The following is a 13,960-nucleotide window of genomic DNA, read 5'->3' as shown; positions in this document are numbered from 1 at the left end:
ACGCCTGGAGGTTGCGCATGACCGACACCGGAATCCGTGCCACCGTCCCCTCCGTTCCCCCCGCCCCCTCCTTCCCCCAGGACCGTACGTGTCCGTACCGGCCGCCCGAGAGCTACGGCGAGCTGGCGGCCGACGGCCCCGTCACCCGCGTCGCGCTGTACAACGGGCGCGTGGTGTGGCTGGTGACAGGGCACGCGGAAGCGCGCGCCCTGCTCACCGACCCCCGGGTCTCCACCAGCAGGCAGAACCCGGACTTCCCCATGGTCGCGCCGCGCGCCGAGTCGCAGCACACCGTCGTCCTCCCGCTGCTCGGCGTCGACGACCCCGAGCACGCCCGGCAGCGGCGGATGCTGATCCCCCGGTTCGGCCTCAAGCGCGTCAACGCGATGCGCCCGCAGATCCAGGCCGTCGTGGACCGGCTCCTCGACGACATGCTCGCCGCCGGCCCCGGCGCCGAGCTCGTCTCGGCCTACAGCCTGCCCGTCCCCTCGACGGTCATCTGCGCGCTGCTCGGCGTCCCCTACGCCGACCACGCCTTCTTCGAGGACAGGTCACGCCGGCTGTTCACCGCGCCGACCGCCGCCGAGTCCACGGCCGCCCTCGATGAACTGCGCGACTATCTCCGCGAGCTGATCGCCCGGAAGGAGACCGGCCCCGGGGAGGGGCTGCTGGACGAGCTGATCGCCGAGCGGCTCACCGAGGGGGAGGTCGACCGCGAGGAACTGGTCATGATGGCCGTGCTGTTACTGGTGGCCGGCCACGAGACCACGTCCAACATGATCTCCCTCGGCACGTACACCCTCCTGGAGCACCCCGAGGAGCTCGCCGCGCTGCGCGCCGACCCGACGCTGATGCCCGGCGCCGTCGAGGAGCTGCTGCGCTTCCTGTCCATAGCCGACGGGCTCGTACGCGTCGCCGTGGAGGACTTCGACCTCGGCGGGCGGACCGTGCGCGCCGGCGACGGCATCATGATCAGCACCTCCGTGGTCAACCGCGACGCCGCCGCCTACGACCGCCCCGAGGACCTCGACGTGCACCGCTCGGCCCGCCACCACGTCGCCTTCGGGTACGGCGTCCACCAGTGCCTGGGCCAGAACCTGGCCCGTGCGGAACTGGAGATCGCCCTCAGCACGCTCTTCCGCCGCATCCCCACGCTGCGGCCGGCCGTCGCGCCGGACGAGGTGGCGGTCAAGCCGGGCGACACGCTCCAGGGGCTTTTCGCGCTGCCCGTCACCTGGTGAACTACCCGGAGCGGCAAAGAGATCGAGAGCCAAGAGAACGGAACCGTGTCATGAGCAGCATCCGCGTCACCATCGACTCCGACAACTGCATCGGCTCCGGGCAGTGCGCCCTGACCGCCTCCAGCGTCTTCACCCAGGACGACGACGGGTTCGGCATGGTCCGGCCCGGCCGCGAGGACGGCGCGGGCGACCCGCTCGTGCGGGAGGCGGTGCGGGCCTGTCCGGTCCAGGCCATCGCGATCGAGGAGGACTGACCGGAGGCCCGCGGGCGGCCCCGTCAGGGGGCCGTCAGCATCGGCAGGGAGGACAGGTGCTCCTCCGGGACATCGAAGGCGTCCGTCAGAGCCGCCAGGTGCGGGGCGAGCCGGGCGGTCAGGTCGCGCAGCACCCGGGGGAGCGAACGGACCTGGTCGGCGGTGAGCGCCCCCTCGGCCAGGAGCAGGCCGCTCCGGGCGTCCACTTGGCCCAGCAGGAACAGCGCGTACAGGTCGTCCAGGACCGCGCGTACGGCCGGGCCGGCGGCGCGGTCGCGGGCCGAGGCGAAGGCGTCGGCGGCCTCGCCCACCGTGTACGCCTCGACCAGGCCGAGGGCGGCGGTGGACGCGTTGTTCCAGCGGCCGAGCGCGTCCCCGGCCCCGCCGCCGCGCAGGTCGCTCCGGGCGGTCGTGTGCCAGTGGCGCTCGGCGGCGGCGACGGCCCGCCGGAGGAAGCCGGGGTCGGCCGGGTCCTCCAGGCCGGTGGCCTTCGGCGGCTCCGGGGCGAGCGTGTGACCGAAGATCATCTCGGCTCCCGCCTTGCACCAGATCGCGAGGTTGTCCCCCTCCGCGGTGATCGCCCCGTCCGCGTTCGCGGCGAACTCGGCCAGCCCGTTCACCGGGAACAGCGCCCTGGCGCCGCAGCGCTCCCGGCTCTCGATCGTGATCTCCCGGGCCCGCCAGGTGATCCAGCCCTTGGCGACCGCCACGAGCCGCTCGGCCTCGGCCCGCTCCCCGGGCCCGTGGGTGACCCAGCGCTCGGTGACCGCCCGGTGGAGGAAGGTCATGGCGTAGGCGGTGGCCACCCGTTCGAGCAGCCGCCCGTGGTGGCTGCGGTGGGCGGCCAGCGGGACGCGCTGTCCCGCCACCGGGCCGGAGATCCGCCGGGTGTGGGCGTAGCGGACGGCGATCGCCAGCGCCGCCCGGCAGCCGCCGAGCGTGCTCGCGCTCATGCACAGCTTCCCGACCGTCACCCGGCCGATGGCGTGCAGGAACCGCTTGCGCGGACTGCCCACGGCGCTGCTGAACGTACCGTCCGGCGACAGCCGGCCGTGCGCGCCCTGGACGAGCGCGGTCCGGGGCAGGCGGACGTGGTCGAAGCCGGTGACGCAGTGGTCCACCGGGCTGCCGATCCGTTCCGGCAGCATCGTCACGGTGACGCCCGGCAGGGTTCCGCCGTGGTCGCTCAGCGGGGTGAGGAAGAGGAAGACGCCCTGGTCCTGACCGTCGATCAGCAGCCGGGCCGCCACCACCGCGCTCTTCGGGCCGCCCGCCGGACTGGTGTTGGGCATGAACTTCCACGCGCCCTCGTGCGGGGTGTGCAGCACGAACTCGTCGCGTTCGCGGTCGTACCGGGCGACGGTCTCCAGCGCGGCCGCGTCGTTGCCGTGCCCGCGCTCGGTGCACAGGAAGGTGCCGGTACGGGACAGCGCGGCGAATTCGCTCACGTCGCGTGACGGCGAGATCACGTCGTCGAGCAGGCTTCCGAGGAAGAGGTTGTAGTGGATGCCGGCCACGGTCGCCGTGGCGCCGTCCACCACCGACGTCCACTCGTGCAGGGCCGCCAGCCCGCGCGGATCCAGGGCCAGGAGCTCGGGGGAGGGCAGCTCCTCGTTCAGCGCCCGCAGACGGTCGTAGGAGAGCCGCCATCTCTCCTCGGTGGGCACGTCGCCGCGGTGGCGGAAGAGTTCGGCCGAGATCGCCTTGCGCCAGCGGCCGTGGGCATCGGTGCCCTCGGGGCCGTCGTGGAACAGGAGTCGGGTGAGCTCGGAGCTGTCGAGAACGGGCGAGGAGTCGGTCACGGGGGCAGTCTTGATCAACACGCCCGAACCAACGACGAAGACCGGCCATCGGAAACCATCCGAGATTACTGTCGGTCAATATTCGTGACGATGGGCGCGCGGCGCGGCGTGCCCCGCTTCCCCGCCGCCGTCAGAGCCGCGCCGCCTTCAGCCCCATGTGGAGCAGCAGCCGGTCCTCGCCCTCGTCCAGGTCGAGGCCCGTGAGCTGTTCCACGCGGGCCAAGCGGTAGTAGAGGGTCTGGCGGTGGATGCCGAGAGCCGCCGCCGTGCGGCCCGCCTGCCCGGCGCAGTCGAGGAACGCCTCCGCGGTGCGGGCCAGTTCGGCGTGGGTCGCGGCCAGCAGGGGGCGTACGGAGGGGTCCGCGGCGGCCTCCGGGGGCAGCGCGGCCAGCGCGCGGTACGGGCCGATGCCCGCCCACTCCGCGACCGGGCCCAGCCGGGGCTCCGCGGCCGCCGCGCGCGCCGCGGACAGGGCCTCCACCCAGGCGGCCGACAGCTCGGCGAGGCCGCGGCGCGGCGCGGCGAGCCCGGCCGTCGCGGAGACGGGCGCGACGCCCGCCGCCGGCGGGCCGCCCGCGCGCGGCGAGCGCAGCAGCCGGTCGGCGGCCGTCCGCGCGGGGGCCGGGGTGCTCATGGCCCGCAGCCGGATCAGCGCGGCGAGGGCCGGTGAGCCGTCCGGGAGGCTGTCCGGCACCGCGCACAGGGCGGCCACGCCGGACTGCGCCGCCAGCGCCGAACCTGCCCCGTCCGCGTCACCGCCCTCGGCGTCGCCCGCCGACTGCCAGGGGGTCACCGCCACCAGCGCCAGCGGCCCGTCGCCCGAGGAGCCGAGCGCCTCCCGCAGCGCGGCCCGCGCCGCGTCCCGCCCCGCCGGCCGGCCGATCAGCAGCTCCCTCAGGAGCTCGCCCAGCTCGGCCTCCGCACGGGCCTCGGCGGCCAGCAGGGCGCCGATCCGGGCGGCGGTCTCCATCGCCTGCGCGAGCCGCGGGTCGGCGAAGGGCACGCCCAGGTCCAGGCCCGCCAGGTGCTCGTCGTCCAGCAGCCACACATAGCCGTGCACCACACCCCGGTGGCGTACGGGCAGGCAGATGCGGCCCTTGAACACCCCGGCCGCCGGGTCCGGCGGGATCCGCAGCGGGGCCTGCGCCCGCGCGATGCCGAACGCCTCGAACCACGCCCGTACGGCCGCCGTCGACCGCCGCTGGAGGATCGAACGGGTGCGCACCGGGTCCATCGTCAGCTCGACGTCGTCGTCCCCGCCGTGCGCGCCGAACGCGATCAGCCCGAAGTCACGGTCCTCCAGGGTCGCGGGCGCGCCGAGCGCCGCCGAGATGTCGTCCACAAGCTGCTGATAGTCGCCCCGCATCGCGAGCCCCCCGCTCCTTTCCTCAGGTGTTCCCTATGTCGGTTCTCCTATTGTCATACATCTGTCTGAGATCCCGGCCACGGATGCGTGACAGCTGTCGATGGTCGCGAGGTGGTGCGAACTCTACGTTTCACGTTGAGTTACTTATGCCGTCTTCCCAGGTGGGGGCGGCCGTCATCCTGGAGGTGCCCGTGCTGGGTCCCGTGATTCTCGCCGCCTCGCGCAGCGACAAGATGCGCCGCTTCGTATCGGCTGCCCCGGGCACCAAGCAGGTCGTCGACCGGTTCATCGCCGGCGAGACCGTCGACCAGGTCGTCCCGATCGTCCAGGACGCCGCGGACAAGGGCCTCGAGGTCACCCTGGACGTGGTGGGCGAGGACATCACCACCGTCGAGCAGTCGTACGCCGCGCGCGACGCCTATCTGGAGCTGGTCGGCCGCCTCAAGGAGCTCGGCCTCGGCACCCGCGCCGAGATGTCCGTCAAGCTCTCCATGTTCGGCCAGTCCCTGGAGGGCGGCCACGAGCTGGCTCTCGCCAACGTCCGCCCGGTCGTCGAGGCCGCCGCCGCCATCGGCACCACGGTCACCCTGGACGCCGAGGACCACACGACCCTCGACTCCATGTTCGCCATCCACGAAGAGCTGCGCAGGGACTTCCCGGACACCGGCTGCGTCATCCAGGCGTACCTCTTCCGCACCGAGGACGACGCCCGCCGCCTGGCCGCCGCCGGCAGCCGGGTGCGTATCGTGAAGGGTGCGTACAAGGAGCCGGCCTCCGTCGCTTACCAGGACAAGGCCGAGGTCGACAAGGCGTTCGTCCGCATCGTGAAGATCCTGATGGCGGGCGAGGGCTACCCGATGATCGGGTCGCATGACCCGCGCCTGATCACCATCACCCAGGAGCTGGCCCGCCAGGCCGGGCGCAAACTGGACGAGTACGAGTTCCAGATGCTGTACGGCATCCGCAGCGACGAGCACGTCCGGCTGGCCGCCGAGGGCCACCGGATGCGCGTCTACACGGCGTACGGCACCGACTGGTACGGCTATTTCATGCGCCGTCTCGCCGAGAAGCCCGCGAACCTGCTGTTCTTCGCCCGCTCCATCCTCACCAAGGGCTGAGCCCCACCCCACCTCCCCCCATAGCCCCGAAGGAGACACGGAACCATGGACGCAGTGACCCAGGTCCCCGCCCCGGTCAACGAGCCGGTGCACAGCTACGCGCCCGGCAGCCCGGAGCGGGCCCGCCTCGAGGCCAAGCTCAAGGAGCTGGCCGGCAACCCCATCGACCTCCCGATGACCATCAACGGTGAGAAGCGCATGGGCGGCGGCGAGCCGTTCGACGTCGTGCAGCCGCACAACCACGCGGCCCGCATCGGCACCTTCCGCAACGCCACCACGCAGGACGCCCAGGACGCGGTCGACGCCGCCCTGGCCGCCGCCCCGGCCTGGCGCGCGATGTCCTTCGACGACCGCGCCGCGATCATCCTCCGCGCCGCCGACCTGCTGTCCGGCCCCTGGCGCGAGACGCTGGCCGCCTCCACCATGCTGGGCCAGTCGAAGACCGCCCAGCAGGCCGAGATCGACACCCCGTGCGAGCTCGTCGACTTCTGGCGCTTCAACGTGCACTTCGCGCGCCAGATCCTCGCCGAGCAGCCGGTCGCCAACTCCGCCGGCGTGTGGAACCGCAGCGACCACCGCCCGCTCGAGGGCTTCGTCTACGCGATCACGCCGTTCAACTTCACCGCGATCGCCGGCAACCTGCCGACCGCCCCCGCCCTCATGGGCAACGTGGTCGTGTGGAAGCCGTCCCCGACCCAGACCCACTCCGCCGTGCTGCTGATGGCGCTGCTGGAGGAGGCGGGCCTGCCCAAGGGCGTCATCAACCTGGTGACCGGCGACGGCATCGCCGTCTCCGAGGTGGCCCTGAACCACCCCGAGCTGGCCGGTATCCACTTCACCGGCTCGACCAAGACCTTCCAGTACCTCTGGAAGACGGTCGGCAACAACATCGAGAAGTACAAGTCCTACCCGCGCCTGGTCGGCGAGACCGGCGGCAAGGACTTCGTCGTCGCCCACCCGAGCGCCGACCGCGAGATCCTGAAGACCGCGCTGACCCGCGGCTCCTTCGAGTTCCAGGGCCAGAAGTGTTCGGCCTCCTCCCGCGCCTACGTCCCGCGCTCCCTCTGGGAGAACGGCTTCAAGGAGGAGTTCGCGGCCGAGGTCGACGGCATCACCATGGGTGACGTCACCGACCTGGGGCACTTCATCGGCGCCGTCATCGACGAGCGCGCCTTCGCCAAGAACAAGGCCGCGATCGACCGCGCCAAGGCCGACCCGACCTGCACGATCGTGGCCGGTGGCACGTACGACGACTCGGTGGGCTACTTCGTCCGCCCGACCGTCATCGAGTGCACCGACCCGGCGAACGAGGTCTTCACGACCGAGTACTTCGGCCCGATCCTCGCCGTGCACGTCTACGAGGACGCCGACTTCGACGCGATGCTGGCCCAGATGGAGTCCGTCTCGGCGTACGCGCTGACCGGCTCGGTCATCGGCCAGGACCGCTACGCCGTCGCCGACGCGATGGAGAAGCTCCGCTTCGCCGCGGGCAACTTCTACATCAACGACAAGTCGACCGGCGCCGTCGTCGGCCAGCAGCCCTTCGGCGGCGGCCGCGCCTCCGGCACCAACGACAAGGCCGGTGCCGCGACCAACCTGATGCGCTGGACCTCGACCCGCTCCATCAAGGAGACCCTGGTCCCGCCGACCGACTACCGCTACCCGCACATGGGCTGATCCGGTCCTCGGCTGAGCTCCGCCCCCGTCCGGCCCCCCAGCCGGACGGGGGCGGTGTGCGTGCCGGGCCCTTCCCGGCCACGTCCGGGCCCCCGGCCGCCCCCCCACGCCCGCGCCGAGCGCTCCCGCCCGGGTCCTGTCCGGGGAGAGCCGCGACAGCGGCCGGGCGAGTCCGCCGCCCGTACGGGCGAGCGGCGGGCCACCGCCTCGTACGGCGCGCCCGCGCGCGGGCCCGTTCGCCCGGACGGCCGCGCTTCCGTCTCAGATAGTAGGAAGACCGAGTAATTGGGCAGACAGCGCGCGCGGGCTGTCCTAGCGTGGAAGAAGCCGAACGTTCCGCTCCATCGAGCGATCAGCGGTTGTGGCCCCGTGCGCGAGCGCAGGTGATCCCTGCGGCGCCCCGGCCCCCGCGTCCTTCCGGCTCTCCGGCCCACCACGCCCCGGCCCCGGCGCTCCGAACCTTCCGCCGCCGCCGGGAACGGCGGGCCGGAGACGAGCAGCCGAACCCGATGCCGCGCGCCTCGCCCGCGCGCCCCACGCAGAGGAGACGTGACCCATGGCCGACACCGCCGTCCGCAGGACCCGCCGCACCGTCCGCCGCGCCGACAGCGCCGAGCGCGCGACCGACCGCGTGAACGCCGCCGCCGCGCTCCAGCGGGCGCTCGACCGCCGTGACAACGGCGGCGTCACCGGGCACTGACGCGCCCCGGGTGCCGTGCGCGCCCGCGTGGTCCGGCCGGGGTCAGCGCCCCGGCCGGACGATGTCGAAGTGGTCGATCCGCTCGCCGTTCTCCGCCAGCGCCGTCACCCGCAGCCGCGGGCGGCGGCCCGGTACGCCCGGTTCCACCTCGACCGCGAGGAAGGAGTAGCCGGTGTAGCGCACCCTCGACCACTCCACCGTCTCCGGCCGCTTCACCCCGCCCTTGCCCCAGGAGTAACTGGCGACGGCGTCCAGGTCCTTGACGTGGCCCTCGTAGCTGTCCGGCGCCGGGAAGTCGTAGAGGGACTTCCCGGCGCCCCCGGCGGTGACGTACACGATGCCGTCGCGCGGGGAGTCGACGGTCGCCCCGATGGGCACCGGCTTCGTGGCCCGCCCGCCCCGGAGCGCGTCGGTCCGCTCGTAGACGTGGTTGTGGCCGTTGATGACGAGGTCGACCTGGTGCTTCTCGAACAGCGGCAGCCACTCCTCGCGCACGGCCCCGTCCGAGGCGTGCGCCTTCGTGGTGGAGAAGGCGCAGTGGTGGAAGAACACCACCAGGAAGTCGATGTCCCGGCGCCCGCGCAGCTCGCCGAGGCGCCGGTCGAGCCAGCGCGTCTGCCGGCCGCCGGTGTAGCCGGTGTTGGCCGTGATCTCGTACGAGATGTCGTTGGCGTCGAGCGCGACCACGCCGGTGTCGCCGTAGACGAAGGAGTAGACGCCGGGCGCGGTCCGCGGGTCGACGCCGTTGGCCGGCAGCGTCCAGCGGGCGCTCTGCCCGCCGTAGCCGTTGGGGGAGTACCAGGCTTCCATGTCGTGGTTGCCCGTGGTCACCATCCAGGGCACGGACCCGGCCACCGACTCGGTCTGGGCGAGGAACTGGTCCCACACCCGCGCGTCGTAGACGTCCGTCGGCTTCCCGGCGCCGCTGTCGTCGGCGTAGCAGATATCGCCCGCATGGAGGTGGAACGCCGGATTCTGGCCCAGGATCAGCTGGTCGTTGGCGAGGGCGTGATAGCTGACGCCCTGGTCGCCGAAGGCGGTGAAGGTGAACTTCTCCGCGCGCGCCGGGGCGGTGCGGAAGGTGCCGACCGTCCGGAGGTGCCGGGGGTCGGCCGGGTCGTGGCCGTCGTGGCCGACGCCGTAGTAGTACGTCCGGCCGGGCCGCAGGCCGTCCAGGGCCGCGTGCAGATAGACCTGGTCGACGGCGGGGAGCTTCTTGGACAGCGGCGGCGTGTGCAGGGTCCGCACCTCGGCCTCGATCCGCCGGCCGAGGTCCCAGGGCTCCGTCCCCACCCGGACGAATGGTTTCCGCACGGCGAACGGCACCTGCCAGGAGATCCGCATCTGGGTGGCGGGGTCGGCGCCGAAGGCCAGGTGGCGGCCGAAGGGCGCGACGTGCCGGCCGTCCACCCGGCCGGTGGCGGGCGCGGTCAGCAGGCCGGCGGCGGCGGGCACGGCCGGGGCGGACGGCCGGGTGTACGCGTGCGCGGGACCGCTCAGCAGACCCGTGCCCGCGGCGGCGCCCGCCGCCACGGCCCCCGCGCGGAGCGCGCCCCGCCGGGTCAGCCGCGCCCGGAGGTACTCGTGCTGCTCCGGCATGGTCATACGGCTCGCGAGGTGCTCCGGGATGCCTACCCGTGGTGTGTCCATGTCGTTGAACGTGCCAGGAACCAGCGGCTTCGGCATGGATTTTGGGTGAACATGACCTTTCTGGATCGCAATCTGTCCGCATGATGGACGGAGTGTGTCAACCAGCGGAACGGGGGAGTACGGTCCGCGGTATGTCTCGCAGCATTCGCCTCGCAGTGATCCCCGGTGACGGTATCGGCCCGGAGGTCGTGGCCCAGGGCCTCAAGGTCCTCGCGGCCGCGCTCCCTTCGGACGTCAAGCTGGAGACCCGGGAGTACGACCTCGGTGCCCGCCGCTGGCACGCCACCGGGGAGACCCTGCCGGACGCCGAGCTCGCGTCCCTCAAGGACCACGACGCGATCCTGCTCGGCGCGATCGGCGACCCCTCCGTGCCCTCCGGCGTCCTGGAGCGCGGGCTGCTGCTCAAGCTGCGCTTCGCCTTCGACCACTATGTGAACCTGCGCCCCTCGCGGCTCCTCCCCGGCACGGCCACCCCGCTCGCCGGCCGCCCCGAGATCGACTTCGTCGTCGTCCGGGAGGGCACCGAGGGCCCCTACGTCGGCAACGGCGGCAGCCTGCGCACCGGCACCCCGGCCGAGGTCGCCACCGAGGTCAGCCTCAACACCGCGTACGGCGTGGAGCGCGTGGTGCGCGACGCCTACGAGCGCGCCCGGTCCCGCCCGCGCAAGAAGCTGACGCTCGTCCACAAGAACAACGTCCTCGTCCACGCCGGCCACCTGTGGAAGAACATCTTCGACCGCGTCGGCCGTGAGTACCCCGAGGTCACCACCGACTATCTGCACGTCGACGCCGCGACGATCTTCTTCGTCACCCAGCCCGAGCGCTTCGACGTGATCGTCACCGACAACCTCTTCGGCGACATCCTCACCGACCTCGCGGCCGCCGTCACCGGTGGCATCGGCCTCGCCGCCTCCGGCAACATCAACCCGGCCGGGGCCTTCCCCTCGATGTTCGAACCGGTACACGGCTCCGCCCCGGACATCGCGGGCACCGGCAAGGCCGATCCGACGGCCACCGTCCTCTCCGTGGCGCTGCTGCTGCGCCACCTCGGGCACGAGCCGGAGGCCGCCCGGATCGAGGCCGCCGTCGAGGCCGACCTGGCCGCCCGCGACGGCTCGCCGAGGACGACGGACCAGGTCGGCGACGCTCTCGCGGAGCGAGTGACCGGCTAACCCAGCCGCTGTGCTACCGCGCGGTTGGGTGCGACCATCGACCCCGGGCCGCGCACATGTTTCCGTACCCGGCCCCACGCGAGCGATAATCGAACGTGGGGCCGCGGCATGAGAGGAAGCTCGGACGTCCTGGAGCCACCTGGACGTCGGTGAGCGCGGTCCGCCACACACAAATGTGAAGGACACGCATCCATGACGACGCCCACGATCGAGCTCAAGCCCTCCGCGCACCCGCTGTCCGACGCAGAGCGCGAGCAGATCCTCGCCGACCCCGGTTTCGGCCGCCACTTCACCGATCACATGGTCACCATCAAGTGGACCGAGGGCCGCGGCTGGCACGACGCCCAGCTCGTTCCTTACGCGCCCCTGTCGATCGACCCGGCGAACATGACCCTGCACTACGCGCAGGAGATCTTCGAGGGCCTGAAGGCGTACCGCGGCCCCGACGGCTCGGTCGCCACCTTCCGCCCCGAGGCCAACGCCGAGCGCTTCCAGAAGTCCGCCCGCCGCCTGGCCATGCCCGAGCTGCCGATCGAGACCTTCATCGCCGCGTGCGACGCGCTGGTCCAGCAGGACAAGGCGTGGGTGCCGGCGCACGGTGGCGAGGCGTCCCTCTACCTGCGTCCCTTCATGATCGCCACGGAGGTCGGCCTCGGCGTCAAGCCGGCCAACGAATACCTCTTCATCGTGATCGCCTCGCCCGCCGGCGCCTACTTCTCCGGCGGCGTGAAGCCGGTCTCCGTCTGGCTGTCCGAGAACTACGTCCGCGCCGTCCCCGGCGGCATGGGCTTCGCCAAGACCGGCGGCAACTACGCGGCCTCCCTGCTGGCCCAGGCCGAGGCGGCCGAGAAGGGCTGCGACCAGGTCGTCTGGCTCGACGCCCTGGAGCACCGCTGGGTCGAGGAGATGGGCGGGATGAACCTGTACTTCGTGTACGGAGACAAGATCGTCACCCCCGAGCTCACCGGCTCCCTCCTCGCGGGCATCACCCGCGACTCCCTGCTCACCGTCGCCAAGGACCTCGGCTTCGAGTCCGCGGAGGGCCGCATCTCGACCGAGGACTGGAAGCGCGACACCGAGAACGGCACGCTCACCGAGGTCTTCGCCTGCGGCACCGCCGCGGTCATCACCCCGGTCGGCTCGGTCAAGTCGGCGGGCGCCGACTGGACGCAGGGCGACGGGACGCCGGGCGAGGTCACGCTGAAGCTCCGTAAGGCGCTGCTCGACATCCAGACCGGCGCCGCCGAGGACACCCACGGCTGGATGCACCCCCTGGGCTGAGGCCCGTAGGCCGCCCTTCCGCACCGATCTCACGCGTACTCACGTGCGTGCGCCATGAACGCAACGCACGTAAGTACGCGTGATCGTTGCTCCCCGGACCCTTTCCGAACCGGGCTCCGTCCGTCACCGTGATCGTCCATGGGACAGGAACAGACACGGGCGCGGGACGAGGCCCCGGACGCGCGGCACGAGGCTTCGGACGCGCGTGACGAGGCTTCGGGCGCGCGGCACTGGAAGAAGATCTGGGTCGGCTCCGCCGGCAACATGGTCGAGTGGTTCGACTGGTTCGTCTACGCCAGCTTCGCCACGTATTTCGCGGGGTCCTTCTTCCCCGAGGGCAATGACACCGCCAAGCTCATGAACACCGCCGGCATCTTCGCCGTCGGCTTCTTCATGCGGCCGGTGGGCGGCTGGCTGCTGGGCCGGGTCGGCGACCGGCGCGGCCGGAAGGCGGCCCTCACGCTGACCGTCACCCTGATGTCCGCCTCCGCCGTACTGATCGCCGTCGCCCCCACCTACGCGGTCGCGGGCTACGGCGGCGTCGCCGTCCTGCTCGTCGCCCGGCTGCTCCAGGGCCTGTCCGTGGGTGGCGAGTACGCGGCCAGCGCCACCTATCTCACCGAGGCGTCCGCGCCCGGCCGGCGCGGCTTCGCCTCCAGCTTCCAGTACGTGTCCATGACCGCGGGCCAGATCCTCGGCCTGGGCATCCAGATCATCCTCCAGCGCACGCTCACCAGCGGCGAACTGCACAGCTGGGGCTGGCGCATCCCCTTCGTCGTGGGCGCGCTCGGCGCGGCCGTCATCTTCTACCTGCGGCGCAACATGCTGGAGACGGAGGTCTACGACGCGGCCGACACGACCCCGCAGGAGGAGCGCGGCACGCTGCGGGCGCTGCTGCGGCACAAGCGCGAGGCGTTCCTGGTGATCGCGCTGACCATGGGCGGCACCCTCGCGTACTACACGTACACCACCTATCTGACGAAGTACCTGTCCAACAGCGTCGGCCTGCCCAAACAGACCGCCACCCTCGTCAGCTTCTGCGCCCTGCTGGTCTTCGCGTGCCTCCAGCCGCTGGCCGGCGCGCTGTCGGACCGGATCGGCCGCCGGCCGCTGCTGATCACCTTCGCGGTGGGCGCCACCTTCCTGACCGTGCCGGTCATGTCGCTGCTCAAGCACGCGGGGTCCTTCTGGCCGGCGCTGGGCCTGTCCCTGGTCGCGCTGGTCGTCGTCACGGGCTACACGTCGATCAACGCGTGTGTGAAGGCGGAGCTGTTCCCCACGGGCGTACGGTCGCTGGGCGTCGCTCTGCCGTACGCGATCGCCAACGCCCTCTTCGGTGGGACGGCGGAGTATGTGGCCCTGTGGTTCAAGAACAGCGGTATGGAGTCCGGCTTCTCCTGGTACGTGGCGGGTTGTGCGGCGGTGTCGCTGGTCGTCTATCTGACGATGCGGGAGACGCGCGACATCGATCTGAAGCGGGTGGGGGAGAAGGCGGACGGAGCGGCGGACACCGCCGGCCGGGCGCCGGAGGCCGAGCCGGTGAATCCGGCCCGGTCCGCGCCGACCACCGGCTGACGGCGCGGACCGGGTCCTCCGGGCGGCGCCGGTGACCGCATGGTGAGACCGGCCCGCATGAACCGGGGAACCCTGCCAGGATGTCCACCATGCTCTCGTTCGCCATGATTATTGGCAGCAGGCG

General features: G+C 72.1%; 11 protein-coding genes. 8 read left to right on the top strand and 3 right to left on the bottom strand.

Annotated features, from left to right (window positions below; all coding sequences use genetic code 11):
• Positions 1 to 17: 17 nt before the first annotated feature.
• The gene (locus AF335_RS30550) at positions 18 to 1,241 is read left to right on the top strand and encodes a cytochrome P450 (protein ID WP_102921662.1); all 1,224 of its coding nucleotides are present in this window, start codon (positions 18 to 20) and stop codon (positions 1,239 to 1,241) included.
• A gap of 59 nt (positions 1,242 to 1,300) precedes the next feature.
• A complete protein-coding gene (locus tag AF335_RS30545) occupies positions 1,301 to 1,495 on the top strand; it encodes a ferredoxin (RefSeq protein WP_102921705.1) in 195 nt (64 codons plus the stop codon).
• Between the two features lie 23 nt (positions 1,496 to 1,518).
• Here the strand turns inward: AF335_RS30545 and AF335_RS30540 are convergent, their stop codons facing one another.
• Together AF335_RS30540 and AF335_RS30535 are read right to left on the bottom strand one after the other, a co-directional pair.
• Positions 1,519 to 3,297 (bottom strand): acyl-CoA dehydrogenase family protein, encoded by a 1,779-nt coding sequence (locus AF335_RS30540; RefSeq protein ID WP_244927207.1) that lies wholly within the window; start codon positions 3,295 to 3,297, stop codon positions 1,519 to 1,521.
• A 130-nt stretch (positions 3,298 to 3,427) separates the two neighbouring features.
• Complete coding sequence (locus tag AF335_RS30535) at positions 3,428 to 4,663, bottom strand: PucR family transcriptional regulator (protein ID WP_102921661.1); 1,236 nt, start codon at positions 4,661 to 4,663, stop codon at positions 3,428 to 3,430.
• A 191-nt stretch (positions 4,664 to 4,854) separates the two neighbouring features.
• Between AF335_RS30535 and AF335_RS30530 the strand changes: the two genes are divergently transcribed.
• From AF335_RS30530 to AF335_RS34935, 3 genes are all read left to right on the top strand, one after another.
• Positions 4,855 to 5,781, top strand: coding sequence for a proline dehydrogenase family protein (locus tag AF335_RS30530; protein ID WP_102921704.1), 927 nt, complete (start codon positions 4,855 to 4,857; stop codon positions 5,779 to 5,781).
• Positions 5,782 to 5,826: 45 nt separating this feature from the next.
• Positions 5,827 to 7,458 carry an L-glutamate gamma-semialdehyde dehydrogenase gene (gene pruA, locus AF335_RS30525; protein ID WP_102921660.1) on the top strand — a complete coding sequence of 544 codons (1,632 nt, stop codon included), beginning with the start codon at positions 5,827 to 5,829 and terminating at the stop codon, positions 7,456 to 7,458.
• Between the two features lie 556 nt (positions 7,459 to 8,014).
• On the top strand, positions 8,015 to 8,158 hold the full coding sequence (locus tag AF335_RS34935) for a hypothetical protein (RefSeq protein ID WP_170127844.1): 144 nt from the start codon (positions 8,015 to 8,017) through the stop codon (positions 8,156 to 8,158).
• 42 nt (positions 8,159 to 8,200) lie between these two features.
• Here AF335_RS34935 and AF335_RS30520 read toward each other — a convergent pair whose 3' ends face one another.
• Positions 8,201 to 9,808 (bottom strand): purple acid phosphatase family protein, encoded by a 1,608-nt coding sequence (locus AF335_RS30520; protein WP_102921703.1) that lies wholly within the window; start codon positions 9,806 to 9,808, stop codon positions 8,201 to 8,203.
• Between the two features lie 131 nt (positions 9,809 to 9,939).
• On the opposite strand from AF335_RS30520, the gene AF335_RS30515 reads away from it, so the two are divergent.
• From AF335_RS30515 to AF335_RS30505, 3 genes are all read left to right on the top strand, one after another.
• Positions 9,940 to 10,980 (top strand): 3-isopropylmalate dehydrogenase, encoded by a 1,041-nt coding sequence (locus AF335_RS30515; RefSeq protein ID WP_102921659.1) that lies wholly within the window; start codon positions 9,940 to 9,942, stop codon positions 10,978 to 10,980.
• Positions 10,981 to 11,172: 192 nt separating this feature from the next.
• Complete coding sequence (locus AF335_RS30510; protein ID WP_102921658.1) at positions 11,173 to 12,261, top strand: branched-chain amino acid aminotransferase; 1,089 nt, start codon at positions 11,173 to 11,175, stop codon at positions 12,259 to 12,261.
• Between the two features lie 264 nt (positions 12,262 to 12,525).
• On the top strand, positions 12,526 to 13,836 hold the full coding sequence (locus tag AF335_RS30505) for an MFS transporter (RefSeq protein ID WP_102921702.1): 1,311 nt from the start codon (positions 12,526 to 12,528) through the stop codon (positions 13,834 to 13,836).
• Positions 13,837 to 13,960 lie beyond the last annotated feature (124 nt).

Source organism: Streptomyces eurocidicus (assembly GCF_002891295.1).
GTDB lineage: Bacteria > Actinomycetota > Actinomycetes > Streptomycetales > Streptomycetaceae > Streptomyces > Streptomyces eurocidicus.
This window is presented reverse-complemented; position numbering and strand designations above follow the sequence as displayed.

Excerpts from the sequence above, each read along its gene's own strand:
- AF335_RS30535 (WP_102921661.1), bottom strand. The coding sequence starts at position 4,663 with ATGCGGGGCGACTATCAGCAGCTTGTGGACGACATCTCGGCGGCGCTC.
- AF335_RS30510 (WP_102921658.1), top strand. The coding sequence starts at position 11,173 with ATGACGACGCCCACGATCGAGCTCAAGCCCTCCGCGCACCCGCTGTCC.
- AF335_RS30520 (WP_102921703.1), bottom strand. The coding sequence starts at position 9,808 with ATGGACACACCACGGGTAGGCATCCCGGAGCACCTCGCGAGCCGTATG.
- AF335_RS30515 (WP_102921659.1), top strand. The coding sequence starts at position 9,940 with ATGTCTCGCAGCATTCGCCTCGCAGTGATCCCCGGTGACGGTATCGGC.
- pruA (WP_102921660.1), top strand. The coding sequence starts at position 5,827 with ATGGACGCAGTGACCCAGGTCCCCGCCCCGGTCAACGAGCCGGTGCAC.
- AF335_RS30550 (WP_102921662.1), top strand. The coding sequence starts at position 18 with ATGACCGACACCGGAATCCGTGCCACCGTCCCCTCCGTTCCCCCCGCC.
- AF335_RS30505 (WP_102921702.1), top strand. The coding sequence starts at position 12,526 with ATGGTCGAGTGGTTCGACTGGTTCGTCTACGCCAGCTTCGCCACGTAT.
- AF335_RS34935 (WP_170127844.1), top strand. The coding sequence starts at position 8,015 with ATGGCCGACACCGCCGTCCGCAGGACCCGCCGCACCGTCCGCCGCGCC.